We start from the raw sequence: 26,432 nt of genomic DNA, 5'->3' as shown, positions 1-26,432 counted from the left end.
AATTCACTTCGCTCCAACATGAGTTAGCATAAGGAGCCTATAGGCTCCTTATTTTTTATGTAACATTGATTTGGCATTATCTATGACTTCAGAAGGCTTACAGCGCTGCTTTGTTCTTCATCGTCGTCCTTACAGTGAGTCGAGTTTAATTCTTGATGTCTTTAGTGAGGAGTTTGGACGCGTCACATTGATGTCAAAAGGGGCGCGCAGCAAACGATCCAATCTCAAAGGGGCATTGCAACCATTCACACCTTTACTTCTTAAATGGTCTGGGAAAGGTTCGATGAAAACACTGCGCCAAGCAGAACCTATCAGCCTTGGATTGCCTCTTAGCGGAATCAACCTGTATTCAGCGATGTACGTAAATGAGTTGATTGGACGTATCTTGATGGCAGAAGTACCGATGCCAGCTTTATTCCATGATTACCTTCATGCGCTGACTGAGTTAGCTCAGTGTGATAATCCAGAACCGGCATTGCGACGTTTCGAGTTAGCTATGCTGTCAGCCATGGGGTATGGTGTTGATTTTTTACATTGTGCGGGCACTGGAGATGCGATTGATCCAGACATGACCTATCGCTATCGGGAGCAGAAGGGTTTTATCGCCTCTGTCCGATGCGATAACTTAACTTTTTTGGGGAATGAACTGATTGCGATTAGTGAGCGAAGGTTCACCACAAAAGAACAACTTAAAGCGGCAAAACGCTTTACACGTATAGCATTAAAGCCGTATCTTGGCGGCAAACCATTAAAGAGTCGGGAGCTATTTATGCAAATTTTAGCGCCCAAATCACGGAGTATTGGAAAATGAGTTCAATTTACCTGGGTGTTAACATCGATCATATTGCGACATTACGTAACGCTCGTGGTACTAAGTACCCAGATCCGGTTCATGCAGCAGAAGTGGCAGAGCGTGCTGGAGCGGACGGTATCACCATTCATTTGCGAGAAGATCGCCGCCATATTGTTGATCGTGATGTACGTATTCTGCGTGAAACTATCCAAACTCGTATGAACCTTGAGATGGCTGTGACGGATGAAATGGTTGAGATCGCCCTGCAAACTCAGCCTGAATACGTGTGCCTTGTACCGGAAAAACGTGAAGAATTAACCACAGAAGGTGGCCTAGATGTGGCTGGTCACTTAGAGAAGATTAAAGCTGCCACTAAAACATTGACGGACGCAGGTATTAAAGTGTCCCTATTTATTGATGCTGACCGCGAACAGATTGATGCAGCTAAAGCGTGTGGTGCGCCATACATTGAGCTTCATACTGGCCATTATGCGGATGCAGAAAATGATGCTGATCAGCAGGATGAGCTAAAGAAAATCGCTGCGGGTGCGAGCTATGCTGCGGATCTGGGTATTACAGTAAATGCAGGCCATGGCCTGACTTATCACAACGTGGCCCCTATTGCTGCTATTCCAGAGATCTACGAACTGAACATTGGTCACTCTATCATCGGCCGTGCAGCATTTGATGGCTTGCATAAGGCGGTGGCAGACATGAAAGCACTGATGGTTGAAGCGCGTAAATAACCACAATGGCGATCGTTGGTCTAGGGACAGATATTGCAGAAATCGAGCGAGTGGAGAAAGCACTAACTCGTAGTGGAGAAGCGTTTGCTCGACGTATTTTGACGGATGTTGAGCTACAACGATTCCAATTGCTTAAGCAGCAGGGGCGGTTTTTAGCTAAGCGCTTTGCGGCTAAAGAAGCCGCATCAAAAGCATTGGGCACTGGTATTGCATTGGGGGTGACGTTCCATGACTTCACCATTACCAATGACGAACATGGCGCGCCACTGTTGTCTTTATCTGGCAAAGCATTGGAATTTGCTCAAAAAAAACAGGTGGAGCATATCCACCTGTCGATTTCCGATGAGCGTCACTATGCCGTGGCTACTGTTATCTACGAATCTAAATAAGGCGCCGCACTTGCGGTGACCTTTTCCATTTCATCTTGTAGCTCAAACAGCTCTGGTTCTATATCTTCAATACTGGCGCCTGAACGTAGGGCTTTCTCTATTGTCGCGCAGACTTTCTTTAATCTAGGGACACCACAGTAAGAGCTACTGCCATGCAGTTTGTGTACATGGTGGATGAGGTTTTCACTGTCCACATTTTCCTCTTCCAACGCCGCTTCAACGATTGCGCTGACTTCGGGAATATAGTCGATCAGCATTTGCAGCATATCGCGAGCAAGGTCTTCCTTGTTTGCGGACTGTTTAAGCGCTGCTTGCCAGTCAATAATGATGTTGTCGTGCTCAATGATAGGCATGCTAGTGTGTTCATCAGGTTCGATATCAGAAGGTAAGTCGATCTTCTCCATTTGTGTTTCAGAAGTATATGGATTCCAGTGCATCAGTACTTGTTGCAGTACATGCTCTTCAATCGGTTTGGTCAGGTAATCATCCATACCCGCTCCTAGTAATCTATCACGTTCGCCACTCATAGCATGGGCTGTCACAGCGATCACTGGAGTGCTGGCATTCAGTTGTGTTTGCTTGATTTTGCCACAAGCGGTCACACCATCCATGTGCGGCATTTGAATGTCCATTAATATGATATCGAAATGCTGAGCTTCGGCTTGAGTCACGGCATCTAAGCCATTAGTACAAGTGACGACTTTTTCGACCCGCTCTGTTAATAGGGCGCTGATTAATTTGAGGTTAGCCGGGTTGTCATCGACGGCCATAACGGTAAGTGGCAGGGTTTCATTGTAGGCGGGTTCTGCTTCTATAACAGGTAAACTTTCTTGATTTGCTGCCAGTGTTTGCAGCAGTTTGCGACGAGATAATGGCTTAGTAATACAATGGACATGATGGGTCTGAATCAGATGATCAGACAATGCCAGAGCCGTACTTGGAATACCGACCACAACTTGAGGAGCACATAGCTGTGCTTGTTTCACCCATTGCTCGACTAGTTCAGGCTCGTTGGCTTTATTTGGCGCAAGATTCAGTAGCACATAATCGTATTGGTTGGCTTCTTCAGGCACGGAAGAGCGATAGATAACAATCAAGCCCTCTTGTACAAGAGTTTGTTGAGTGACAGAAGCGGCTTGCATATTTGGCTCTACCAACAGCAGTGTTCTCTGCTTGAGAACCTGAGTTTCGATCAAATCGCTCACGGGCATATCCGTGGCGTTCAATCTCAGAGTGAACCAGAAGGTGGAACCTTGGTGCAAGCGGCTGGTTAGGCTGATTTCTCCCCCCATTTGGCTGACCAGCTTCTGGGTAATGACTAAGCCAAGCCCCGTACCACCGTAGCGACGAGAAATACTGGCGTCTGCTTGGCTGAATGCTTGAAATAATTGTGATTGCTGGCGCTCTGAAATACCAATGCCGGTGTCTCGCACCATAAACTGAAGCTCGACTGAGTCTTCTTTCTGTGAGCGTAGCTCAACACTGATATCGATGTTGCCACGCTCGGTAAATTTGATCGAGTTGCCTACCAGATTAGTCAAGACTTGCTGAATACGTAGCGGGTCTCCGACCAGGCCTGCAGGGATTTTAGGATCCACTTTAAGGGTTAATTCGAGGCCTTTTTCATGGGCGCTGGTGGCTTGCAAGCTCACAACTTCTTCAAGCGTTTCCTGAAACTCAAATGGAATATTTTCCAATGCCAACTTGCCTGCTTCCAGTTTAGAAAAGTCCAGAATGTCATTGATAATATTGAGCAGGTTGTTAGCTGACTTTTCGATGGTCTGCAAATAATCCGCTTGGCTGTTAGTCAGCTTGGTTTTGAGCATCTGTCGAGTAAAGCCAATCACACCGTTCAATGGTGTACGTAGCTCATGAGACATATTCGCGAGGAACTCAGACTTCACTCGCGCGGCTTCTTGGGCTCGTTTCTTGGCAATATCCAATTCAACGTTTTGGATCTCGAGCTGTTCAAGCGTTTCTCGCAAGTCGGAAGTCGCCTGATCAATACTATGCTGCATTTCCACATGATATTCTGACAACGAAACTGCCATTGCGTTGATACCATTTTTGAGTGAATCGAGCTCTCCATGCATTTTACCTTCAATTCGCACATCTAAATGTCCACGACGGATTCTATCGACCATGTTTTTCATGTGAGAAATCGGGCGCGTGACATCATGCATCAATCGGTAAGCGAACATCGCGGATAGCCCTAGCCCAGAGAGTAGAACCAGAAAGGCGGAAAAAATCTCTTGGTATTGTTGCAAACGTAAGGAAGAAAGATCCAGCTCTACCGCAATGTAGCCTAGAGCTTGGTTGGTGTTTTGTCCTTTTGGTGTTGATATCAGCCCTGATTCAGCGATGATCGGCGCACGTAGGATCAGTGTGTTTTCCTGTAAGTCAGAAGTGACCAGTAGTGGAATTGGCGCATTGCCCGGGAACGTCAGAGATTCGAAGTTCGGATGAAAGTTAGAAGTAACGAATAATTCGTGGTTGTAATCGAAAACCGCAATACTGCGGACGAACTTAGAGTTTTTACGATGCGCATAACTGATAATTCGACGGACAGATTCGCGGCTGTTGTTTTTCAATCCCTCTTCACTGGCAATCGCCAGAGGCTCGATGATACTTAACCCTGAATTGATAACCTGTTTTTCGAGATCGTGATAGCGGTTAAAAGAGAAAAATGCACTCAGTAACAGGCCAATGATCAACGTCGGTGCGAGTGTGAGGGTAATAACGCGGGCGCGTAAGCCATATCTTGTCATTATTATCTAAACATCGTGGTGTGGATATGGGAAAATAACTTCCACAAATAGAAGAAGCCGTCGAATCCTTAAGCATAATAAACTCGTTCGGCTCAGACAATGATTCAGGCCTGAAAAGGTGCGCCTGAACATCAATACAGAGCAATAGTTAAAAGGCACAGAGCAAAGCATGGCGCGTTTCTTCCAACCGAAAAAGAAAACTCAACTCAATACTAAGCATCAATCGCTGAAGATCGAAAAACTCGATCACCACGGTGCCGGAATTGCTTACCAGAACAAAAAGCCAATTTTCATCGATGGTGCATTGCCTGGAGAGCAGGTCATCGCACAATTAACAGAAAGCAAAAGTAAATTTTCTCGCGCATCTTTAATCAAAATTCAGACACCCAGTGAACAGCGTGTTGAGCCTTTCTGCCCTCACTATCAGCAATGCGGCGGTTGTAACATGCAGCACTTGAGCAGTGAGCATCAACAAACGCATAAGCAGCAAACATTGAGCCAGTTGATGAGTAAATTTGCGGGGCAAACACTGAACCTAGATGCGCCTATTGTGGGGGATACAAAAGGTTACCGACGCCGTGCCCGAATCAGTGTCATGGTGGATAAAAAAAAGCGCCAACTGCAGTTCGGTTTTCGCAAGAAGCAGAGTAAAGACATCGTCACCGTAACTCATTGTCCCGTTTTGACACCGGAATTGGATGAGTTATTGCCTGAGTTATATGCGCTGTTATCACGCTTTTCTCAACAAGAGAACATCGGCCATGTCGAGTTGGTAAAAGCTGACAACACGCGGATTGTGGTTTTACGTCATCTCAAGCCACTGAAAGATAAAGATCATACTGCACTGCTTGAATTTGCCAAGCTCAATAAAGTTACGCTTTATCTAATGCCAAACAATGAACAACTGGTGCTAGAAAGCGGTGAGGCGGGTGTTTATCAGGAAGTTGGTGTGACTGTTCCGTTTGAACCAAACCATTTCATTCAAGTGAATCAACAAGTGAATGCGCAGATGGTGGCTCAGGCGTTGGATTGGCTGGCGTTATCTGAGCAAGACAGAGTGTTAGATTTGTTTTGCGGGCTAGGGAATTTCAGCCTCCCTATTGCTAAGCAGGTGAAGAGTGTGACGGGCGTGGAAGGGATCGATGAGATGGTTAGTAAAGCCACTCATAATGCTCAAGTGAACCAGATTGAGAATGCACAGTTTTATCAGGCGAATTTGGAACAAGATATGTCTGGTCAGCTCTGGGCGAGAGAAAAGTTTGATAAAATACTGCTGGATCCGGCACGAGCTGGCGCCAGTGGTATTGTCGAGCAAGTTTCATCGCTAGGTGCGACAAGAGTCGTTTATGTTTCTTGTAATCCTGCTACTCTAGCGCGAGATTCTCAGAGCTTGCTAAGTCAGGGATTCAAGTTACAACGATTGGGAATGCTAGACATGTTTCCACACACCAGTCACTTAGAATCCATGGCGCTTTTTGTGAAGGATTAATACGAACTTACTCTCTCAAGCGCAGTCTCACTGCGGGGTAGGTCGAAGAAAAAAGTTTAACAGGACGAAGACAATGGTTGCGGTAAGAAGCGCACATTTGAACCAAGACGAACAGTTTGATCTAGATAATTGGATTGCTAGCCTAGAGCAGGACACAAAAGTCGCGAAGCGTCTTAAAGAAGTGTATCGCCATTGCGAAACGATTCTTGAAAATAACGACCAAGGCCCACTGTTATTATGGCGTGGCCGTGAAATGATCGAAATCCTCATTACTCTCTCCATGGACAAAGCAACGCTAGTCGCCGCCTTATTGTTCCCCGTCGTTTCTAGCGGTGCGTATCAACGTGAAGCGCTGGAGGAGGACTTCGGTAAGGAAACGATTAAATTGATTGATGGCGTTGAAGAAATGGCGGCATTGGGCCAACTCAACGTCACAATGGAAGGCAGCGCCGCTTCTGCTCAGGTCGATAATGTGCGCCGCATGCTACTGGCGATGGTTGACGACTTTCGCTGCGTGGTGATCAAACTTGCCGAGCGTATTTGTAATTTGATTGAGGTGAAGAAGGCCCCGGATGAAGTTCGTCAAGCCGCGGCAAAAGAGTGTTCAAACATTTATGCCCCTTTGGCTAATCGCTTAGGTATCGGTCAGCTGAAATGGGAAATTGAAGATTATGCTTTCCGTTATCAACAGCCAGAAACTTATAAGCAAATCGCCAAACAGCTGTCTGAGCGTCGTATCGTCCGTGAACAGTACATCACAGATTTTGTGGATGACCTGTCGAATGAAATTACATCGTCAGGCATCAATGCGGAAGTGAGTGGCCGTCCGAAGCATATTTACAGTATCTGGCGCAAAATGCAGAAGAAGAGCTTGGCATTCGATGAACTGTTTGATGTGCGTGCGGTTCGAATCATTGCTGATAAGCTTCAGGATTGTTATGCCGCCCTAGGTGTGGTGCATACTAAGTATAAGCATTTGCCAAGTGAGTTTGATGATTACGTGGCAAACCCCAAGCCAAATGGTTATCAGTCAATTCATACTGTGATCCTTGGCCCTGAAGGAAAAACCATCGAAATCCAGATTCGTACTAAAGACATGCATGAAGACTCGGAGTTGGGGGTTGCTGCGCACTGGAAGTACAAAGAAGGTGGTGGTGGTCGAAGTGGCTACGACGAGAAAATTACTTGGCTGCGTAAACTGCTTGATTGGCAGGAAGAAATGTCAGATTCGGGCGAAATGCTTGATGAAGTCCGCAGTCAGGTCTTTGATGATCGCGTTTATGCCTTTACCCCGCGCGGGGATGTTGTTGATTTGCCGATGGGCGCGACACCGCTTGATTTTGCCTATCACATTCATTCTGAAGTTGGTCATCGCTGTATTGGAGCGAAAGTCGCAGGTCGCATCGTACCGTTTACTCATAAGCTTTCTATGGGTGATCAGGTCGAGATCATCACGGCGAAAGAACCCAATCCTTCGCGAGACTGGCTCAACCCGTCAATGGGGTTTGTCACTTCTGGCCGTGCTCGTGCCAAGATCAATGCTTGGTTCCGCAAACAATCACGTGAGAAGAATTTAGAAGCGGGTCGAGAGATCCTTGAAGTCGAACTGGCAAAAATCGGTGCAACACTGAAAGATGCAGAGCAATATGCGCTGAAACGTTTTAATGTTAACAGTGCCGATGAGCTATACGTCGGTGTTGGCAGCGGCGACTTGCGTATTAACCAGATCATTAATCACATCAATGCCTTGGTGAACAAGCCAACCGCAGAAGAAGAAGATCAGCAGGCGCTCGAAAAACTGCAGGAAGCAAAAACTAAAGCGCCTGCGCAAAGTCGTCCGAAGAAAGATGCCGTAGTGGTTGAAGGTGTAGATAATTTGATGACGCACCTTGCACGTTGCTGTCAGCCTATTCCGGGTGATGAGATTTCTGGTTATATCACACAAGGGCGGGGGATTTCTGTCCACCGAGCGGACTGTGAACAACTGGAAGAGCTGCGTCATCACGCGCCAGAACGTATCATAGATACTGTGTGGGGTAGTGGTTTTGTAGGGTCTTATATACTGACGGTACGCGTAGAAGCCATGGAGCGCAGTGGGTTACTCAAAGACATCACGACGCTGTTTGCCAACGAGAAAATCAAAGTCACCAGCATGAAGAGTCGTGTTGACTACCGTAAGCAGTTGTCGATTATGGACTTTGATCTTGAGGTGACGAATATCGAAATTCTACAGCGTGTGTCGAAGCGAGTAGAGCAGATCCGAGATGTTATGAGTGTTAAACGCTTAGGCTAAAATTCTCGTCATACTTGAAGCTGATAGCGTTGTTGCCTGCGCTTACTCGCTCCATCACATAGGCAAGCTATGCTCAGGAGTCTCGCTCGCTTGCCGCCTAGCTACAGCTTCAATTATTTAGAGAATTGATAAACATATAACAAAGGTGAGTGGTTGTACCGCTCACCTTTTTCTTTAGATAGAAAGGTTTAAAGGAAAAGAGAACATGAATCACCCGATAGAACAATTAGAAGCGATCATGGCACAGCTTCGTGATCCTGAGAATGGCTGTCCGTGGGACCTAAAACAAAGCTTTGACACGATTGTTCCTCACACCATTGAGGAAACCTACGAAGTTGTAGATGCCATCCACAATCGCGATTGGCCAAACCTTAAGGAAGAGCTCGGGGATTTATTGTTTCAGGTTATTTTCTATAGTCAGCTAGCTAAAGAACAGGGTTTGTTTGATTTTTCAGAGGTGGTCGACACGGTGAATGAAAAGCTTACTCGTCGTCATCCCCATGTCTTTTCTGATGTTGAATTTGAATCGGACGAAGAAATCAACGCCAACTGGGAAGCTGAAAAAGCCAAAGAAAAAGCTGAAGTAGGCAGAATGGAACAAAGTATTCTAGACTCAATACCGAATTCTCTGCCTGCCTTGTCGCGTGCGACAAAGATTCAGAAGAAGTGCGCCAAGTTTGGCTTCGATTGGGATTCATTAGGGCCTGTGGTCGACAAAGTGAGAGAAGAGGTTGATGAAGTGATGGCAGAGGCACTTCAAGTTTCCCCTGATGAATCGAAAATTGAGTTGGAATTAGGTGATTTACTGTTTGCTACCGTCAATTTAAGTCGGCACTTAGGGCAAAATCCTGAATCGGCCTTAAGCAAAGCAAACTTAAAATTTTCTCAACGATTTAGAAGTGTTGAAGCTATGGTGGCAGAGCAAGGTAAGCAACTGACAGATTTTGATTTACAACAATTGGATAGCATGTGGGACGAAGTAAAACGCCGCGAATCGAAGCCGTAATCATAGTGTATCTTGCCGATCGAATTTGATTTGAAGCAAAAAATAAAAAATTACAGTGTGATAGATTTCACGTTGTGGCGATAAGGGTCTTCTGGTATATTTATCTCCCGTCCAGAAGAAATCCATTTCCCTCATTCAACCAATTTCAGGTTAAACATGACGACAAATTACATTTTTGTTACTGGCGGGGTTGTATCCTCTCTAGGTAAAGGTATTGCAGCAGCATCTCTTGCCGCTATTCTTGAAGCTCGTGGTCTTAAAGTGACTATGATGAAGCTTGACCCTTACATCAACGTTGATCCGGGCACAATGAGCCCAACTCAGCACGGTGAAGTGTTCGTTACGGAAGATGGTGCCGAAACTGACCTAGACCTTGGTCACTACGAGCGTTTTATTCGCACTAAGATGACTAAGCGCAATAACTTCACCGCCGGTCGTGTTTACGCTGACGTGCTACGTAAAGAGCGTCGTGGCGACTACCTAGGTGCAACCATTCAGGTTATCCCTCACATCACTAATGCAATCAAAGACCGCGTTATTGCAGGCTCTGAAGGCCACGACGTTGCGATCGTTGAAGTTGGTGGCACCGTTGGTGATATCGAATCTCTACCATTTATGGAAGCAATCCGTCAGTTGGCTGTAGAGCTAGGTCGTGAGCGTGCTATGTTCATGCACCTGACACTGGTTCCTTACCTTGCCGCAGCAGGTGAGGTGAAAACTAAGCCGACCCAGCACTCAGTTAAAGAGCTGCTGTCTATCGGTATCCAACCAGATATTCTTGTTTGTCGCTCTGATCGCATGATCCCAGCGAACGAGCGTAAGAAGATCGCTCTTTTCTGTAACGTGCAAGAAAAAGCGGTTATCTCTATGAAGGACGTAGATTCAATCTACAAGATCCCTCAATTGATCAAATCTCAAGGTCTTGACGACCTAGTTTGTTCTCGTTTCGGCATTTCTGCTCCTGAAGCTGATCTGACTGAGTGGGAACAGGTTATCTATGAAGAAGCAAACCCAACGGCAGAAGTGACCATTGGTATGGTCGGTAAGTACATCGAACTGCCGGATGCTTACAAGTCAGTCAACGAAGCGCTGAAACACGCAGGTCTGAAGAACCGTTTGAGCGTTAAGATTAAGTACGTTGACTCACAAGACGTAGAAACCAAAGGTGAAGAAGCGCTGGAAGGTCTAGATGCTATCTTGGTACCTGGTGGTTTCGGTGATCGTGGGGTGGAAGGCAAAATCCGTGCGGCGCAATACGCTCGTGAAAACAAGGTTCCTTACCTAGGTATTTGTCTGGGTATGCAAGTGGCACTGATTGAATACGCGCGTAACGTTGCGGGTATGGAAGGTGCACATTCAACAGAATTTAACAAAGAGACCAAGTACCCTGTGGTAGGTTTGATCACAGAGTGGGTAGACGGCGAAGGTAAAGTTGAAGAACGTACCGAAAAGTCTGACCTAGGCGGTACGATGCGTCTTGGTTCGCAGCTATGTCACCTAGAGAAAGGGACTAAAGCTCGTGAACTCTACGGTAGCGCGACGATTCATGAACGTCACCGCCACCGTTACGAAGTGAACAACAATCTGCGTCCAAAAATTGAAAAAGCGGGCCTAAAAGTGTCAGGCCTGTCAGCAGATAAGAAACTTGTGGAAGTTATTGAGAATCCAGCTCACCCATGGTTTGTAGCGGCTCAATTCCACCCAGAGTTCACTTCGACACCTCGCGATGGTCACCCACTATTCGCAGGGTTCGTAAAAGCGGCTGGTGAATTCCAACGCGGCGAATTAGAGAAGTAAAAAGGATACGGGCAGTGGCGAAGGTTGAAGGTTGTGCTGCTGCCTTTTAAATTTGACATTTATATTTGAACGAGAGGAAACATTAATGTCTAAGATCGTTAAAGTTCTAGGTCGTGAAATCATCGACTCACGTGGTAACCCAACTGTAGAAGCTGAAGTACACCTAGAAGGCGGTTTCGTAGGTATGGCTGCTGCTCCATCTGGCGCATCAACTGGTTCACGTGAAGCTCTTGAGCTACGTGATGGCGACAAAGCTCGTTTCCTAGGTAAAGGTGTTCTTAAAGCTGTTGAAGCGGTAAACGGTGAAATCGCTGAAGCTCTAGTTGGTAAAGACGCTAAAGACCAAGCTGCAATCGACGCAGTAATGATCGAGCTAGACGGTACTGAGAACAAATCTAAGTTCGGTGCTAACGCAATCCTAGCGGTTTCTCTAGCTAACGCTAAAGCTGCTGCGGCGGCTAAAGGCATGCCTCTATACGAGCACATCGCTGAACTAAACGGTACTGCTGGTCAGTTCTCTATGCCTCTACCAATGATGAACATCATCAACGGTGGTGAGCACGCAGACAACAACGTTGACATCCAAGAGTTCATGATCCAACCAGTTGGCGCTAAGACTCTTAAAGAAGGTCTACGTATAGGTGCGGAAGTATTCCACAACCTAGCTAAAGTTCTTAAGTCTAAAGGCTACAGCACTGCAGTTGGTGACGAAGGTGGTTTCGCCCCTAACCTTAAGTCTAACGCTGAAGCTCTAGAAGTTATCGCAGAAGCTGTTGCAGCTGCTGGTTACGAACTAGGTAAAGACGTGACTCTAGCGATGGACTGTGCGGCATCTGAGTTCTTCGACAAAGAAGCTGGCATCTACAACATGAAAGGCGAAGGTAAGACTTTCTCTTCTGAAGAGTTCAACCACTACCTAGCTGAGCTAGCTAACCAATTCCCAATCGTTTCTATCGAAGATGGTCTAGACGAATCTGACTGGGATGGCTTCAAGCACCAAACTGAACTACTAGGTAGCAAGCTTCAACTAGTTGGTGACGACCTATTCGTTACTAACACTAAGATCCTTGCTGAAGGTATCGAGAAAGGCGTAGCTAACTCTATCCTAATCAAGTTCAACCAAATCGGTTCTCTAACTGAGACTCTAGCTGCAATCAAGATGGCTAAAGACGCAGGTTACACAGCAGTAATCTCTCACCGTTCTGGCGAAACTGAAGATGCAACTATCGCTGACCTAGCGGTAGGTACAGCTGCAGGTCAAATCAAGACTGGTTCTATGAGCCGTTCTGACCGTGTTGCTAAGTACAACCAACTAATCCGTATCGAAGAAGCTCTAGGTGCTAAAGCTCCTTACAACGGTCTTAAAGAAGTTAAAGGCCAGTAATTCATAGTTTGAATGCTTTAATGAATGCCTCACTTTTTAGTGGGGCATTTTGTGTTTAAGGCTCTAAGAACTTTTAGAATTCTATGGGCAATGAGCCGTTCTGACCGTGTTGCTGCTACACCTAAAAGAAAGCAACCAACTAATCGGTATCGAAGAAGCTCTAGGTGCTAAAGCTCCTTACAACGGTCTTAAAGAAGTTAAAGGTCAGTAATTCATAGCTTGAATTATTAGCTTAAAGCTTTAAAAACGCCTCCGGTTTCGGAGGCGTTTTTGTTTTTAGGGAAGAGACCAGGCCGTGATAAGTCCGAAGGTACTAATGCTCAGTTTTACATGACCTACTTCTCTTTGAGTGCAATGCTTAAACTTTTGTTGCCCGAACGGCTTCGATTCGGCGTTTCTCCATTTCTTCTCGGATCGCAGCGCCTTTGAATCCATCTTGTATGATGTCTTGAACGTTAACCGCCAGTGCTGCTTGGTATGCCTGCTCAAAAATACCTTTTTGAGGGTACTCAATATCTTCGAAGCCAGTACGACCGCGGCTGTCAGCCATGCAAGATAACAAGATCTCCTCTAAACGTTCAGGTTTTCGCCATGCATCAAAGCCATTGAGGATTTTGATAATGGTATCGGCTCTAAGCTCTGCTGCTCGATGGATATTAGAGTGTTGTTCACACACCATTAAGGCAAGATCGCGATATTCATTCGGAATACGAACTCGCTCACACAGTTTCTTGATTATGCTAAGGCCCGTGTGACAGTGCTTCTTATGGCTCGGCCACTCATCTTTTGGTGTCACTCCTTTGCCTAAATCGTGCATCTGCGCGGCAAAGCGTACTCTGTGAGAGGGGCTGAGTAGGGCAGCCTGTTTCGCCACTAAAAGGTTGTGAATGCCTGTATCGATTTCCGGGTGCCACTTTTCTGGTTGAGGTACACCAAACAGGCGATCCAGTTCAGGAAGTATCACTTTGAGGGCACCGCAGTCACGCAGGACCGATAGAAAAATCTGTGGATCTTGGGTTGATAGCGATTTGTGCCATTCCTGCCACACACGTTCAGCCGTTAAATGAGTTAGCTCTCCAGACTCGACAATCTGAGCCATTAGCTGTTGAGTTTCTGGGGCGATGGCAAAACCAAGGTGATGCAATTTCGCCGCGAAGCGCGCGACTCTAAGTACGCGAAGAGGATCTTCTGTAAAAGCATCTGAAACGTGGCGAAGAACGCGATCATTGAGATCTTTTTGGCCGCCGTAAGGGTCGATAATCCGACCTTGCTCATCTTCTGCCATTGCATTGATAGTCAGGTCTCGGCGAATCAGGTCCTCTTCAAGGGTGACATCAGGAGCAAAATAACAATCAAAGCCTTTGTAGCCTGAGCCAGTTTTGCGTTCGGTTCTTGCTAGGGCATGCTCTTGCTTGGTTTTAGGGTGTAGGAACACAGGGAAGTCCTTTCCAACAGCAACAAACCCCTGGTCCAGTAATACCTGAGGCGATGCGCCAACCACGACCCAGTCTTGGTCGTAAACGTCGATTTTCAGCAGTTTATCGCGGACTGCACCACCAACCAGAAATATTTGCACAGATGTCTCTCTTAAATTCGGATTTTAGAATTGGCTATTCATGCCAGCAATGGTACTTTTCTTATCGGTAAATTCCCAGAGACGAGAAGTATGTATAAACAACATTTTGGATTCACAGAGCTGCCGTTTTCGATTGTGCCGAATTCTCGTTTCCTGTTCCAAAGCCAAAGGCACAAAGAAGCGCTGTTTCGCTTACAAGCAGGCCTTGGCGAGGGTGGGGGCTTTGCGATGTTGTCTGGTGAAGTTGGTACCGGGAAGACAACCGTTGCACGCGCATTGCTGAAATCACTCGGTACGGATACTCAGCCTGGTCTAATCCTCAACCCTACCTTTTCAAGCATAGAGTTGCTTGAAGCAATCTGCGATGAATTTTCGATTGAGTATCAATCTGGCGCAACGCTCAAACAACTGAATCAGAAGATTCATGAATTTCTGCTCAGTACATATGCGAATGGTATTCAGACTTTGCTGGTCATCGACGAAGCACAGCATTTGTCCGCTGAAGTGCTAGAGCAGTTGCGCTTATTGACTAATCTTGAAACGGACAACCAGAAGCTGCTCAAAGTGCTACTTGTTGGCCAACCAGAGTTACAACAGAAATTGCAGATGCCTCAATTGCGCCAGCTAGCGCAGCGTATTACGGGGCGATACCACCTGTTGCCATTGGATAGCAAAGAAACCGCCAGTTATATTCAGTATCGTCTTGAACTGGCGGGTGGCGAAGCGAGTTTGTTCTCAGCTAAGTCGCTCAAGCATATTGCTCTGCAGTCGTTGGGTATTCCACGCCTGATTAATCTGATTTGTGATGCAGCTTTAAAACGAGCTTACAGCATCGGAGAAGCGGTACCGAGCCATTCAAGCGTTGAAGTGGCTTGTGAAGAGGTGATGAGTTTTCAAACCTCGTATCATCAGCCCACTCAACCAGTGCCTTCATTGCCACAGCGTTCTCCACTGGGTATTGCTGCTGCCGTAGGAGCTGTACTGGCTGTCGGTAGTTATTGGTTAGCTCCAATGCTTTTCAGTGCGTCGATTGAAGCGCACCTAAGTGAAGCGTATCCAGCGTCAAATGTGGAAGCGATAGAAAAGGAAGTTTTTCCTGTTGAATTACAGTCCACTCTTGCTCGTGCAACGGATTTCCAGCAGGGTATTGCGGAGCTTTATCATGTGTGGGGGCTGAATGCGTCTGTGGCTGAGCGTCTTTGCCAGCAAAGTGATCAAAGTGCGTTCCGTTGTACTCAATCACGTGGCACGCTGAATACGCTCAGACAAGCTAATGTTCCCGTACTTTTGTCTCTCAGCAAAGACGGCCTGCAAAGTTATGCCGTGCTATATAAGCTCACACAGGATTCTGCTCAGCTATTGTTAGGAACGGAGCGAATTGAATTGCCGATCACCAAGCTCAAGGAATTATGGCAGGGGCAGTATCACCAGATCTGGCAAGGTTACTGGCATCAGACTTTGAAACCTAATATGTCAGGACGTGCGATCGCTGAATTGGATGATCGTTTGTCTAAAGTTCTGGGTGAGCCCGAAAGAGAGTCCGATGTTTATGATCAGGAACTGATGCGTAAGGTTGAGCTTTTCCAGCAATGGCAGGGACTCCATGTGGATGGCATTGCCGGACGAAGAACCTTGCAGCGTCTTGAAAAGTTATCTCAAGAGCATGCCCCTTCGTTAACTGCCTCAGAGGAGAAAGCATAATGTCAAAAGTACTGCAGGCTTTAGACCACTCTGAGCAAAACCATCAGACATTTAACGGCGTGAATCATTACCAATCAGTCAATGATGTGCGACCTCGACGGACGGTATCAGGCTGGTTGTTAGCTACGGTTATTGTTGCCCCTGCGTTGGTGACGGGAGCTCTAAGTACATATCAGAGTTACCTCGAGCAACGAGGGCAATGGCAGGCGAGCCATCAAGCGAAACCTCAAGTGCTAGAAGTCCCGTTTGCGTATCAGACTTTGCCTTACCCATCATTTAGCGAGCTTCGTGAAACTTACGAATATGCTAAGGCTGACACTGGTCATATAGAAGTGGCAAGCGAAGAAACTCAACCACCAGTGGTTCAACCTCAAGAACCTGTTCTGCCGCGCGTTCAGCCGCCTGCTCAGTCACAAAACAGTACACTATTGGATGGTTTAGATTTATCTGGCTTATCACCTGAACTGGCTATGCGGGTTGAATCTGCACTGGAGTCGAGTGCAAACCCAGAGCCGAAATATGATGACAGTGAGGCGTCCGATCTAGCGATACACAGCCGCCAGTGGCAAGGAAAGCTACCACCGCTGAATTTCCAGACACACGTTTACTCAAGCAACCCAGACAAACGTTGGGTGAAAGTCAATGGGACCGAATATCGCGAAGGTGACTGGATTAGCAATGACATTCAGTTGCAGCACATTGAACCGCAACACAGTGCGATTTCATTTAAAGGCTCGGTGATTGAAGTGCCAGCTTTGTATGACTGGAAAGGATAATAAAAAAGGTCGCCAAGGCGACCTTTTTTGATGTTCTGTATTTAAGCCCAGCCAGATGGAGAGCGCTTTTTGCGTGGGATAATGTGTGGCAAGAGCAGGCCAAATAGTAATCCAATACCCGCTACGCCACCACCGTACATAAAGTACTTCAGTAGTAGGTCATCTTTCTGCGTATCCAGCTTAGCGCGTAGATTACGGACTTCTTCTTGTGAGGCTGTCAGTTGTTGACTGATTTCACCGTAGCTCTTCTCAAGGTCGGCAATCTGGCGATTACGGTTTTCTAGTGAATCAGCTAAACCTGCTTTTTCTTGGTCAGCGCTAGATCGAGCATTGGCAAGCTTTCCTTTAACATCTGCCAGTTCTTTCTCTAGTTTAGGAAGACGAAGCGCCATGCTTTCTTGTCTTGTGACGAAGCGGCTTTCTACCCAGCCTTTGCGACCTTTGGCGTCTTCAATCTGGGTGTAGCCAGTATCTCGGTTGGTCGAAAGTTGCTTCACTTTGTCACCGGCATCGACACTGCCGATAATGCGGAATTGGTTGCTAGGACCAGAGTGCATGTAGGTAAATAGCTTATCAGAAATGTATCGGTCTTGAGCCATTGCTGCTGGAACAGCGAGCAGTGATGCTAGAACGAAGCAAACCAGTTTTTTCACGGTAAATCCTTTAACAGTCTTTTGTCTATAACTTGCTAGTGCCAAATAGTAAGTAGTTTCCCCAGTCACTGCAACAAAGAAGGGAGGCTGAGCCTCCCTTTCTGTGGATTTGAGTCAATAATGACAGTGTGTTAACACATCATTGACTTGCTCATCAGATGAACATTGCCTGAATTGCGTAGAAGAACACAACCGCAAGTAGTGCACCTGCTGGCAGGGTCACAATCCAAGATGCAACGATGTTACGTACAACACCTAGGTTCAATGCTGCGATACCGCGAGCAAAACCAACACCTAATACCGCACCAACTAGTGTTTGTGTGGTCGAGATAGGAAGACCAGTACCTGATGCCAGAACAACAGTACACGCTGTTGCTAGCTGAGCTGCGAAACCGCGGCTTGGTGTCAGTTCAGTGATGCCTGTACCAACAGTTGCCATTACTTTGTGACCAAGCGTCGCCAGACCAACAACGATACCGAAACCGCCAAGAGGTAGAATCCACCAAGCGATGGTGCTCTTAGTTGTGATTTCGCCCATGTGTTCAATGGTAGATACAACTGCAGACAGAGGGCCAATCGCGTTAGCAACGTCGTTTGAACCGTGAGCGAATGCCATTGCACATGCTGTGATAACCATAAGTACGCTGAAGATACCTTCTACGCCAGCGAAACCGTGATCATCTTCGCGGCTTGAGAATTTCTTCTGAATGTAGAAGTAACCGCCCGCCATAACCAGTGCAGATACCGCAGCTGCCCACATCCATGCTTCGCCGTCAGAAAGGTGCAGACCAACGTGCTTAAGGCCTTTTTTGATCGTTACCAGAGCAATCACCATGGTAGTGATGAACATATAAACTGGGACGAAACGTTTAGCGTTGAAGAGTGGCTTCTCGGTATCAAAGATCAGGCGCTGGGCGCTGACAAAAATCACGTACGCAAAGAAACCTGAGATGACTGGAGTAATGATCCAGCTACCAACGATGCCTTGAACTGAGCCCCAATCGACAGCTTCTGTACCCACAGACACACAGGCGAAACCAATGATGGCACCAATGATCGAGTGAGTAGTTGATACAGGCCAACCCATGTAAGAAGCAAGGAGTAGCCATGTACCTGCCGCAAGTAGGGCTGACATCATACCGAAGACAAGAACGTCCGGCTGGCTAGCAAAAAGTGACGTTTCGATTACGCCTTTACGGATAGTGTCGGTTACTTCACCGCCTGCAAGGTATGCCCCCGCAAATTCAAAGATCATCGCGATAATGATCGCTTGTTTTACGGTGAGAGCTTTAGAGCCTACCGATGTACCCATTGCATTGGCCACGTCATTCGCGCCAATACCAATCGCCATCATAAATCCAAAAGCTGCTGCAATAATAATCAGGACAGTGCCGTAGTTCGCAAGGATATCCATCGTAATACCTAGTTGTTGATAACAAGCGGAGCAAATTAGGCACGACAAAGCCCCTTCGGCGCCTCGTTATTTAACGCCTATCAGGGGAGTGCTATTAAGATGCTCTTCGTTATTTGGTTAACTTATTTGTTTATGAGCGAGATAACATGAGTTCCAGACGCGCACCAACACGTTGCGCCTGATCTGCTATGCCACCTACCCATTCAAGAATTTTATAAAGGAACATCACATCAATCGGATTCAGATCGCCTTCAATCACCATCAGTTGTTGGCGAAGTTGAATCTGCATCGCGTCTGTGTCGTCCTCAATCACATCCAGTTGGTGGATCATTTCAGCCACAAGTGTTACTTCGCGGCCTTTGAACCCCGTTTCCAATAACTCGTCGAGCTCGTTGATGACTTTTTGCGCTTGATTCGCTGCATCGAGGCAACGTTTAACATACGCAATGAAGTTTTCCTGGAGTGGTTCTGGGATAGTCAATTGTCGACCGTACACACGGCCCGCAATATCTTTTGCTAGGTTTGCCAGTTTGTCTTGCTGAGTCAGCAGTTCAAGCATGTCGCTACGATCTACTGGCATAAACAAACCGCGAGGAAGTTTAAGGCGAATTTCGCGCTTAAGTACGTCAGCTTCTTTCTCTAGGTGAGAAATCTGTGCTCGAATTTCTGAAGCTTTCTCCCAGTCACCCTTTGAACTGACTTCAAAGAAATTAACCAGATGAGAACAACATTCGTTAACACACACAACGTGGCGCTGCAAAGGCTTAATAGGGGACTTTGCAAATAACCCCATAATTGTATTTACTGGCATGGTCATTCAACCTAATTAATATAACCTAAAAATAACATACACCATTCGTGGTGAAATGTTGAACGATGGCTATAAAGGCGCGCATGGTAACGCATTAAATCCATCATTAAAACTGTTTTAGATCATCATTACGGCGATATTTCTTTCTTGCCCAGTGCGAAAATTGGCAATATCCTGTTCGTATCTGTTTTAAAAGGTATAGCTATGGAAACCGAGATAGAACTGAAGTTTTTTGTTTCTCCTGATTTTTCAGAGACTTTGCGAAATAAAATCGCCCAAGCAAAAGTACTTCAGCACAGTTGTCGTGAGCTAGGAAATACCTACTTTGATACTCCCGACAATTGGTTACGTCAGCATGACATTGGCTTAAGAATCCGTCGTTTTGATGATGTTTACGTTCAGACGGTCAAGACTTCCGGGCGTGTCGTCGCTGGGTTACATCAACGACCAGAGTTTAACGCTGAACATGACAGTAACGAGCCACTTCTTTCTCTTCACCCGTCAGATATCTGGCCAACTGGTAAAGACGCCGACACACTCCAATCTGAACTTATCCCGCTTTTCTCTACCAATTTTACTCGTGAACAATGGTTGATTGCGATGCCTGATGGCAGCCAAATCGAAGTTGCGTTTGACCAAGGTAATGTAGAGTCTGGTGATAAAGAAGATCCGATTTGCGAAGTGGAACTGGAACTGAAATCCGGTCAAACCGATGCCTTATTTACCTTAGCCCGTCGTTTTTCTGAAGAGGGGGGCATGCGCCTAGGTAACTTGAGTAAAGCGGCGAAAGGTTATCGCCTTGCTAGTGGTTATACTGGAGATGAAGTGAAGCCTATGGCGTTGGTGAGTACAGATAAATACGACACTGTGGAGTCTTGCTTTATCAACTCTCTGGAACATGGTTTATCTCATTGGCATTATCACGAACAAATTTATGCTGAACGTGAATCTGTCGAAGCCTTACATGAGATTAAAAACGCCATCAGTTTTATTCGTCAAGTTTTGACTGTATATGGCGGCGTGGTGCCGCGCCGAGCGAGTGCGTTAGTACGTCAAGAACTTAAGTGGCTTGAGCAAGAGCTAGAGTGGTTACATGACTATGACTACCTTGAAGCATTGCTCGACGATAAAGGCCATGCACTGCGCAAACTCGATGCGCGTAAGTTTCTGCTTGAAGAACTCAAAGTGATTCAGGAAGCGTTGCCTGCTCGTGAAGAAATACTGACCCTGTTAAATTCGGCCAGATACACAGGGCTCTTACTGGATTTAAGTCGTTGGATTTTAACGCGTGGTTGGCAACCATTTCTCGATGAGAAAGCGCGCGATAAGATGTCACTGACGATTGAACCTTTCTCTGTCAAGCAGTTGGATCGCACTTGGGCTGAGTTAATGGAAGCTTTTCCGCCAGAGCGTGCCTTGAGCAGTCAGGACTATATCGATCAGCAGTATCGCCTGATGCGCAACCTATACACCGGAGTCAGTTTTGCGAGTCTATTTGACTTCGAGGAGCGCAATAGCTTCCGTTTGCCTTGGAGCGATTTGCTACATGGTATCGATGATCTACTGAAACTGCGTACTTTAGACAAGATGGTGAATAAACTGGAAGGCGAGGAGCAAGAACAGCTTCAACGCTGGTTGTCTCGACAGGAGCGTTCAATCCTCCATGCCATGGAGCAAACGCGCATCATTTGTATTGAAGCGGAACCCTATTGGCAAGACTAAGCGGCGTACTAGGGTGGAAGCGGGAGCCTTATGGCTCCCGTTTTTGTTGAGTTTGCTGTTCCAAGCGCTCTAAGCGGTGCAAGATTTCGTTTTGTTTCTCTACCAACTCTAATAGTAAGCGTTCTTTATTCTCAGAGCGTTTGGCTTGGACTTCAGTAGGTGAAGTGATCAGCGAAGTGATCAAACCGGAAATCATACCAAAAATACCCACCCCACAGATGATCAGACCTGAGGCAAGGATTTTTCCTGCATCAGTCACCGGAAAGTGATCGCCATAGCCTACGGTAGAGATGGTTACCAATGCCCACCACATCGCATCCCCTCCCGTTTGAATATTGGCCTCCGGTGATTTTCCCTCCACGAATAGCATCATGCTTGAGCCTATGGTGAGCAAGACCACCATCAATAATAGGATAGAAGCCAGAGTCGTTTCACGACGATTCACAAGTAGCTGCTTGATGAGAAGTTTGCTCGAACGGATGACCAGAATCACGCGCAGGATATGGAATAACCGAGCAAAGCGTAGTGGCTCGATCATTGGGATGCTGGCGATGAAGTCAATCCAGTGTCGTTTCATAAATTGCATGCGATCTGTAGAGCGGATCAAATCTACGCTTAGCTGAAGGAGAAAGACGCTACAGATAATAAAGTCTAAGCCGATAAGAACTTGTCGCGTTTGAGTGCTGAGTGGGAAGAACAGCAGGCCAGAGATCACAAATAGTGCCATGAAAGACAGGATTAGTGACAGTAAGCTCATTGGTTTTGTATCAGATTTGATATCATCTATATTCATACGAGGCTCAAAATAAATATGTATTCGCTATCTATCGATAGTCACGAGCGGCAGTGTACAGCCTCCTGAATGTGATCAGGAAAAACAAATATATAAGACTTAGCGGAGAACTAACAATGACCAAGATGGCATTTAAGCCATGGGAACGAGTGATAACGGATATTCGTTTGGTTCCCAAAATGGTGATGTTGATGGTGTTCAGTACCATTTTGATCATCGGCAAGCAACTATGGGATGCGAGTACTTTTTATGATTCTCTTCTCGCCGCTACGAAAAATGTTCAGGTTGCGCAGGAACACTATGAGGCTTACATGGTGCAGGTGGCGTGGCAAACGGCCACTATGATCATTGTGTTTGTTGTCTTGCTTTTATTCGCTGCACGTATCATGTTACGTCAAACTCAATATCTTAGTGATGCGATCAAATTAATGGCAGATCGTAACTTATCGGTGCCAATTGAAATGGACTGTAAGGATGAATACGGTGACGTGGCTCGTGAATTGGAAAAGACGCGAGTGCAACTGCAGGACATGATCAAACTGCAAATTGAAGCATCACAGGAACTGGCAGGCTTAACAGAAGTCATGACCTTGAGCATGTCGGAAACCAAAGAGTCAGCGCAAGAAGAGTTTAACGAGATTGACCAATTGGCAACGGCGATGAGTGAGATGTCATCAACGGTCCAAACCGTCGCGGATCATGCGCAAAATGCGTCTTCGTTGACTGAGAATGCTTCCGGTCAGGCGGAAAGTGGTCAGCGGTTTGTTCAGGATACCGTTCATAAAATCAGCGAACTATCGAGAGATATTTCCGCTTCAGCACAGGCTGTGAATCAGGTTGAGGAGAGTGTCGAGTCAATCGGCAGTGTGGTTGGCACTATTCAAGGCATCTCAGAGCAAACAAACCTGTTGGCACTCAATGCTGCGATTGAAGCAGCGAGGGCGGGGGAAGCGGGTCGCGGATTTGCCGTCGTAGCAGATGAAGTTCGCAGCCTAGCCCAGCGTACTCAGAACGCGACAGTAGAAATTCAGGATATGATCACTCAGCTGCAATCCAGTGCGAGCTCAGCAGTTGAGCTGATGGAAAAAAGTGTGGTTGAGGCGGCTGAAGGCGTGGATTTGGTCACCAATGCCGGTAGTGAGTTGGATGGTATCGTCACGCAAGTCAACCAAATTAACGATATGAATTTCCAAATAGCGACCGCCGCAGGGCAACAAAGTAGTGTGGCAGAAGAGATGAATCAAAACCTCACGAACGTTCGTGAACTGGTGGAAGCGTCGGTGACAGTGGTATCAGAATTACTTGAAACTTCAGAGATCATGCAGAAAAATGCTGAAGCCTTAGATGCCAAGATCACATCCTTTAAAGTCTAATAGTCACAAGTCCTATGAATCAGCGCCCACTCAGTGTTAGTGGGCGTTTTTTATTGGTATAAAACGCTATCAAAGAATTTATCGAACCAAGGAAGAACCATGCAATTGCCCGCAAGTCTTGCTTCTGTTTCTCAGACGGCTCTGGAATCCCTACTGCAACATCAGGCTATTCAAGAGTGGCCTGACTCTTATCGTAAGGAGCTTAGCTATGTGGCTGGGTTGAGTCAGTTTATTGTCGACACCCTGCAGCAAGATGAGTATTTGCATCAACATTTGCCTGAGATGTTGGAGGCAGAGTCTCGGCACGAAGCATATCGACAGCGTCTGGAAGAGTTATTGGCCGGATGCAGTGATGAAATGCAAGGTCACCGAGTACTCAGACAGTTTCGTAATCGCGAGATGACATACATTGCATGGCGAGATTTCATAGGCAGTTGGGAGCTTGAACAAAGCCTAGAGCACTTGTCTCAGTTGGCGGAGGCGATGATTTTTGAGACTTACCAATGGCAATACAAAGCGTGTTGTGATTTGTGGGGAACTCCTTGTAATGAAGCGGGTGAAGCGCAGCCAATGTTGATTATTGGCATGGGTAAGCTTGGTGGCGGAGAGCTGAACTTCTCCTCAGATATTGATCTTATTTTCACTTACCCAGAAAACGGTGACACTCAAGGCGCTCGTCGCAGTATTGCCAATGCTCAGTTTTTTACTCGCCTAGGACAACGCATCATCAAAGCGCTCGACCAGCAGACGTTTGATGGTTTTTGCTATCGCGTCGATATGCGGTTACGTCCTTTTGGTGACAGTGGCCCGTTGGTGATGAGTTACGCGGCGTTAGAGGACTATTACCAAGAGCAAGGACGCGATTGGGAGCGTTACGCGATGATCAAAGCGCGTGTAATGGGGCGTGAGATGTATCCGCAATATCAGGAATTACGTCAGATGCTGCGCCCGTTTGTTTTCCGTCGTTATATTGATTTCAGTGCGATTCAGTCACTACGGCGCATGAAGTCAATGATCAGCAGTGAAGTTCGTCGTCGTGGTTTGACAAATAATATCAAGCTAGGAGCGGGCGGCATTCGGGAAATCGAGTTTATCGCTCAGGTATTTCAGTTGATTCGAGGAGGCCGTGAGCCAAACCTGCGCCACCGAGGATTACTGATGACTCTCGATGCAATTGAAGAGCTGGAGCAACTAACCAGTGAAGAAGTGAGTAATCTCAAACATGCGTACAAGTTCCTTCGTCGCTTGGAAAACCTGCTTCAAGCAATGGCTGATAAACAAACGCAAACTCTACCAGAAAGTGAGATTGAACAGCTTCAACTTGCTATTGCCATGGGATTCTCGGATTGGACTTCACTGATCGAGCAAGTGCGTCAGCATATGCGCAATGTCCATCAGGTATTCAATAGTTTGATTGGCGATGAAGAAGAGGAATGCTCCGAGGTCGCCAAGCATTTTCATGAGCTGTGGGATATGGCGGAGAAGCCAGATGTAATTGAAGCGGTACTTGAGCAGGATATTGCGAGCGGCGATGCTACTGAAATGGCATCAACCATTATTCAATTTAAACAAGATCTTGCGAAGAAGACACTGGGGCCTCGTGGTCGAGAAGTTCTGAACCGTTTAATGCCAAAGATCTTTGCGGCGATCTATTCTCATCAAGATGCCAAATATGGCTTACCCCGTGTCTTACATTTGCTGCATAAGATCGTGACTAGAACAACGTATTTGGAGTTATTGGATGAGCACCCTGCAGCGTTGACGCAGCTAGTTAGATTGTGCACGGCCAGCCCGATGATTTCTGAGCGGCTTGGACGTTATCCGATTCTGCTTGATGAGCTGATTGATCCCCAGCAGTTGTACAATCCCGTACCATTGGAAAGCTACCGTACTGAACTGCGTGATTTCCTTGCTCGTATCCCGGAAGACGATATGGAGCAACAGATGGAAGCACTGCGTCAGTTTAAGCAGATCTGTATTTTACGCATCGCTGCCGCAGACATTGCAGGAGTACTGCCTGTTATGAAAGTGAGTGATCACCTCACTTATCTGGCAGAGGCTATTGTGGAGTCGGTTGTCAATCAGGCGTGGCTGCAAATGGCGGAGAAATATGGTGAGCCAACACATCTAAAAGATAGAGAGGGTCGAGGTTTTGCTGTGATTGGTTACGGCAAAGTAGGCGGCTGGGAGCTAGGGTACAACTCGGATCTGGATATTGTGTTTATGCATGATTGCCCAGTTCATGCCTATACCGATGGGAAAAAAGAGATTGATGGTCGCCAATTCTACTTACGTTTGGCCCAGCGCATCATTCATATATTTTCAACAAGAACGGCGTCAGGCATCTTATACGAAGCGGATACCCGACTGCGCCCCTCAGGTGCTTCAGGGTTGTTGGTTAGTCCTGCAGATGCCTTTGATGAATACCAGCATAAAGAGGCGTGGACTTGGGAGCATCAGGCACTGGTAAGAGCACGAATGATCTATGGGGATCAGCCACTGCAACACGTGTTCTCTCAGACAAGACATAATATTTTGAGTTTGGTAAGAGAAGAGTCAAAGCTCAAAAAGGATGTCACGGAGATGCGAGTCAAGATGCGAGAGCACCTTGGTGGGAAAAAAGCAGGTCGCTTTATGCTTAAGCAAGATCCCGGTGGTATTACCGATGTGGAATTTCTTGCTCAGTACCTAGTCTTAAGGTACAGCCATGAAAAACCTAAGCTGACTCGATGGAGTGATAACGTCAGAATCTTTGAATCCATGATGGCACAAGGCATTATGGATGAAGCTCCTGCGATGGCATTGACTCAGGCATACACAACGATGCGCGATCAAATTCATCATCGCAATTTATTGAATCTTGAGGCCGATGTGGCTGAAGAAAAATTTCTCAAAGAGCGAGAGCTGGTTAAAGCGCTTTGGCATGAGTGGTTAGAATAGGTTTAGGG

The 26,432-nt window shown here is 46.6% G+C and carries 19 protein-coding genes; 13 read left to right on the top strand and 6 right to left on the bottom strand.

Annotated elements, in window-relative coordinates:
* The first annotated feature begins 82 nt into the window (after nucleotides 1-82).
* From recO to acpS, 3 genes are read left to right on the top strand one after another with little or no spacing between them, the layout of a single operon-like run.
* Entirely contained in the window at nucleotides 83-811 is a 729-nt protein-coding gene (recO, locus tag L1D23_RS17175) for a DNA repair protein RecO (RefSeq protein WP_239868796.1), read from the top strand.
* Nucleotides 808-1,539 (top strand): pyridoxine 5'-phosphate synthase, encoded by a 732-nt coding sequence (gene pdxJ, locus L1D23_RS17170; RefSeq protein WP_239868791.1) that lies wholly within the window; start codon nucleotides 808-810, stop codon nucleotides 1,537-1,539. The genes recO and pdxJ overlap by 4 nt, the downstream gene beginning before the upstream one ends.
* 5 nt (nucleotides 1,540-1,544) lie before the next feature.
* Complete coding sequence (gene acpS / locus L1D23_RS17165; protein WP_239838530.1) at nucleotides 1,545-1,928, top strand: holo-ACP synthase; 384 nt, start codon at nucleotides 1,545-1,547, stop codon at nucleotides 1,926-1,928.
* Here the strand turns inward: acpS and barA are convergent.
* A complete protein-coding gene (barA, locus tag L1D23_RS17160; protein WP_239868787.1) occupies nucleotides 1,913-4,696 on the bottom strand; it encodes a two-component sensor histidine kinase BarA in 2,784 nt (927 codons plus the stop codon). The genes acpS and barA overlap by 16 nt on opposite strands.
* Nucleotides 4,697-4,865: 169 nt before the next feature.
* On the opposite strand from barA, the gene rlmD reads away from it, so the two are divergent.
* From rlmD to eno, 5 genes are all read left to right on the top strand, one after another.
* The gene (gene rlmD / locus L1D23_RS17155; RefSeq protein ID WP_239868768.1) at nucleotides 4,866-6,185 is read left to right on the top strand and encodes a 23S rRNA (uracil(1939)-C(5))-methyltransferase RlmD; all 1,320 of its coding nucleotides are present in this window, start codon (nucleotides 4,866-4,868) and stop codon (nucleotides 6,183-6,185) included.
* A 73-nt stretch (nucleotides 6,186-6,258) separates the two neighbouring features.
* Nucleotides 6,259-8,478 (top strand): GTP diphosphokinase, encoded by a 2,220-nt coding sequence (gene relA, locus L1D23_RS17150; protein ID WP_239868749.1) that lies wholly within the window; start codon nucleotides 6,259-6,261, stop codon nucleotides 8,476-8,478.
* 205 nt (nucleotides 8,479-8,683) lie between these two features.
* Complete coding sequence (gene mazG / locus L1D23_RS17145) at nucleotides 8,684-9,484, top strand: nucleoside triphosphate pyrophosphohydrolase (RefSeq protein ID WP_239868745.1); 801 nt, start codon at nucleotides 8,684-8,686, stop codon at nucleotides 9,482-9,484.
* Between the two features lie 156 nt (nucleotides 9,485-9,640).
* The gene (locus L1D23_RS17140) at nucleotides 9,641-11,281 is read left to right on the top strand and encodes a CTP synthase (RefSeq protein WP_021458603.1); all 1,641 of its coding nucleotides are present in this window, start codon (nucleotides 9,641-9,643) and stop codon (nucleotides 11,279-11,281) included.
* An 85-nt stretch (nucleotides 11,282-11,366) separates the two neighbouring features.
* Nucleotides 11,367-12,665 carry a phosphopyruvate hydratase gene (eno, locus tag L1D23_RS17135; RefSeq protein ID WP_082313390.1) on the top strand — a complete coding sequence of 433 codons (1,299 nt, stop codon included), beginning with the start codon at nucleotides 11,367-11,369 and terminating at the stop codon, nucleotides 12,663-12,665.
* Nucleotides 12,666-13,023: 358 nt separating this feature from the next.
* Here the strand turns inward: eno and L1D23_RS17130 are convergent, their stop codons facing one another.
* Entirely contained in the window at nucleotides 13,024-14,241 is a 1,218-nt protein-coding gene (locus L1D23_RS17130; protein WP_239868742.1) for a multifunctional CCA addition/repair protein, read from the bottom strand.
* Between the two features lie 90 nt (nucleotides 14,242-14,331).
* Here L1D23_RS17130 and L1D23_RS17125 point away from each other — a divergent pair, with 90 nt between their 5' ends.
* Complete coding sequence (locus L1D23_RS17125) at nucleotides 14,332-15,942, top strand: ExeA family protein (protein WP_239868740.1); 1,611 nt, start codon at nucleotides 14,332-14,334, stop codon at nucleotides 15,940-15,942.
* Entirely contained in the window at nucleotides 15,942-16,718 is a 777-nt protein-coding gene (locus L1D23_RS17120; RefSeq protein ID WP_239868736.1) for a general secretion pathway protein GspB, read from the top strand. The genes L1D23_RS17125 and L1D23_RS17120 overlap by 1 nt, the downstream gene beginning before the upstream one ends.
* 41 nt (nucleotides 16,719-16,759) lie before the next feature.
* Here the strand turns inward: L1D23_RS17120 and L1D23_RS17115 are convergent, their stop codons facing one another.
* From L1D23_RS17115 to L1D23_RS17105, 3 genes are all read right to left on the bottom strand, one after another.
* A complete protein-coding gene (locus tag L1D23_RS17115) occupies nucleotides 16,760-17,371 on the bottom strand; it encodes a TIGR04211 family SH3 domain-containing protein (protein ID WP_006957778.1) in 612 nt (203 codons plus the stop codon).
* Nucleotides 17,372-17,525: 154 nt separating this feature from the next.
* Nucleotides 17,526-18,785 (bottom strand): inorganic phosphate transporter, encoded by a 1,260-nt coding sequence (locus tag L1D23_RS17110; RefSeq protein ID WP_065740733.1) that lies wholly within the window; start codon nucleotides 18,783-18,785, stop codon nucleotides 17,526-17,528.
* Nucleotides 18,786-18,915: 130 nt separating this feature from the next.
* Complete coding sequence (locus L1D23_RS17105; RefSeq protein ID WP_239838519.1) at nucleotides 18,916-19,596, bottom strand: TIGR00153 family protein; 681 nt, start codon at nucleotides 19,594-19,596, stop codon at nucleotides 18,916-18,918.
* Nucleotides 19,597-19,800: 204 nt separating this feature from the next.
* Here L1D23_RS17105 and L1D23_RS17100 point away from each other — a divergent pair, with 204 nt between their 5' ends.
* Nucleotides 19,801-21,318: an inorganic triphosphatase gene (locus L1D23_RS17100; RefSeq protein WP_239868734.1), complete on the top strand. Its 1,518-nt coding sequence runs from the start codon at nucleotides 19,801-19,803 to the stop codon at nucleotides 21,316-21,318.
* 28 nt (nucleotides 21,319-21,346) lie between these two features.
* Here L1D23_RS17100 and L1D23_RS17095 read toward each other — a convergent pair whose 3' ends face one another.
* Nucleotides 21,347-22,111 (bottom strand): potassium channel family protein, encoded by a 765-nt coding sequence (locus tag L1D23_RS17095; RefSeq protein ID WP_239868731.1) that lies wholly within the window; start codon nucleotides 22,109-22,111, stop codon nucleotides 21,347-21,349.
* Between the two features lie 116 nt (nucleotides 22,112-22,227).
* Here L1D23_RS17095 and L1D23_RS17090 point away from each other — a divergent pair, with 116 nt between their 5' ends.
* Together L1D23_RS17090 and glnE are read left to right on the top strand one after the other, a co-directional pair.
* A complete protein-coding gene (locus L1D23_RS17090) occupies nucleotides 22,228-23,484 on the top strand; it encodes a methyl-accepting chemotaxis protein (protein ID WP_239838516.1) in 1,257 nt (418 codons plus the stop codon).
* Nucleotides 23,485-23,583: 99 nt separating this feature from the next.
* Nucleotides 23,584-26,424, top strand: coding sequence for a bifunctional [glutamate--ammonia ligase]-adenylyl-L-tyrosine phosphorylase/[glutamate--ammonia-ligase] adenylyltransferase (gene glnE / locus L1D23_RS17085; RefSeq protein ID WP_239868726.1), 2,841 nt, complete (start codon nucleotides 23,584-23,586; stop codon nucleotides 26,422-26,424).
* The last annotated feature ends 8 nt before the right edge of the window (nucleotides 26,425-26,432 follow it).

It is taken from the genome of Vibrio sp. Isolate24, assembly GCF_022398215.1.
GTDB lineage: Bacteria > Pseudomonadota > Gammaproteobacteria > Enterobacterales > Vibrionaceae > Vibrio > Vibrio coralliilyticus_A.
This window is presented reverse-complemented; position numbering and strand designations above follow the sequence as displayed.

What these genes read in the sequence shown, in the direction of transcription:
- acpS (WP_239838530.1), top strand. Translation starts at nt 1,545, where the DNA reads ATGGCGATCGTTGGTCTAGGGACAGATATTGCAGAAATCGAGCGAGTG.
- L1D23_RS17105 (WP_239838519.1), bottom strand. Translation starts at nt 19,596, where the DNA reads ATGCCAGTAAATACAATTATGGGGTTATTTGCAAAGTCCCCTATTAAG.
- L1D23_RS17140 (WP_021458603.1), top strand. Translation starts at nt 9,641, where the DNA reads ATGACGACAAATTACATTTTTGTTACTGGCGGGGTTGTATCCTCTCTA.
- pdxJ (WP_239868791.1), top strand. Translation starts at nt 808, where the DNA reads ATGAGTTCAATTTACCTGGGTGTTAACATCGATCATATTGCGACATTA.
- L1D23_RS17120 (WP_239868736.1), top strand. Translation starts at nt 15,942, where the DNA reads ATGTCAAAAGTACTGCAGGCTTTAGACCACTCTGAGCAAAACCATCAG.
- L1D23_RS17125 (WP_239868740.1), top strand. Translation starts at nt 14,332, where the DNA reads ATGTATAAACAACATTTTGGATTCACAGAGCTGCCGTTTTCGATTGTG.
- L1D23_RS17095 (WP_239868731.1), bottom strand. Translation starts at nt 22,111, where the DNA reads ATGAATATAGATGATATCAAATCTGATACAAAACCAATGAGCTTACTG.
- recO (WP_239868796.1), top strand. Translation starts at nt 83, where the DNA reads ATGACTTCAGAAGGCTTACAGCGCTGCTTTGTTCTTCATCGTCGTCCT.
- relA (WP_239868749.1), top strand. Translation starts at nt 6,259, where the DNA reads ATGGTTGCGGTAAGAAGCGCACATTTGAACCAAGACGAACAGTTTGAT.
- rlmD (WP_239868768.1), top strand. Translation starts at nt 4,866, where the DNA reads ATGGCGCGTTTCTTCCAACCGAAAAAGAAAACTCAACTCAATACTAAG.
- L1D23_RS17100 (WP_239868734.1), top strand. Translation starts at nt 19,801, where the DNA reads ATGGAAACCGAGATAGAACTGAAGTTTTTTGTTTCTCCTGATTTTTCA.
- glnE (WP_239868726.1), top strand. Translation starts at nt 23,584, where the DNA reads ATGCAATTGCCCGCAAGTCTTGCTTCTGTTTCTCAGACGGCTCTGGAA.
- mazG (WP_239868745.1), top strand. Translation starts at nt 8,684, where the DNA reads ATGAATCACCCGATAGAACAATTAGAAGCGATCATGGCACAGCTTCGT.
- L1D23_RS17090 (WP_239838516.1), top strand. Translation starts at nt 22,228, where the DNA reads ATGACCAAGATGGCATTTAAGCCATGGGAACGAGTGATAACGGATATT.
- barA (WP_239868787.1), bottom strand. Translation starts at nt 4,696, where the DNA reads ATGACAAGATATGGCTTACGCGCCCGCGTTATTACCCTCACACTCGCA.
- eno (WP_082313390.1), top strand. Translation starts at nt 11,367, where the DNA reads ATGTCTAAGATCGTTAAAGTTCTAGGTCGTGAAATCATCGACTCACGT.
- L1D23_RS17110 (WP_065740733.1), bottom strand. Translation starts at nt 18,785, where the DNA reads ATGGATATCCTTGCGAACTACGGCACTGTCCTGATTATTATTGCAGCA.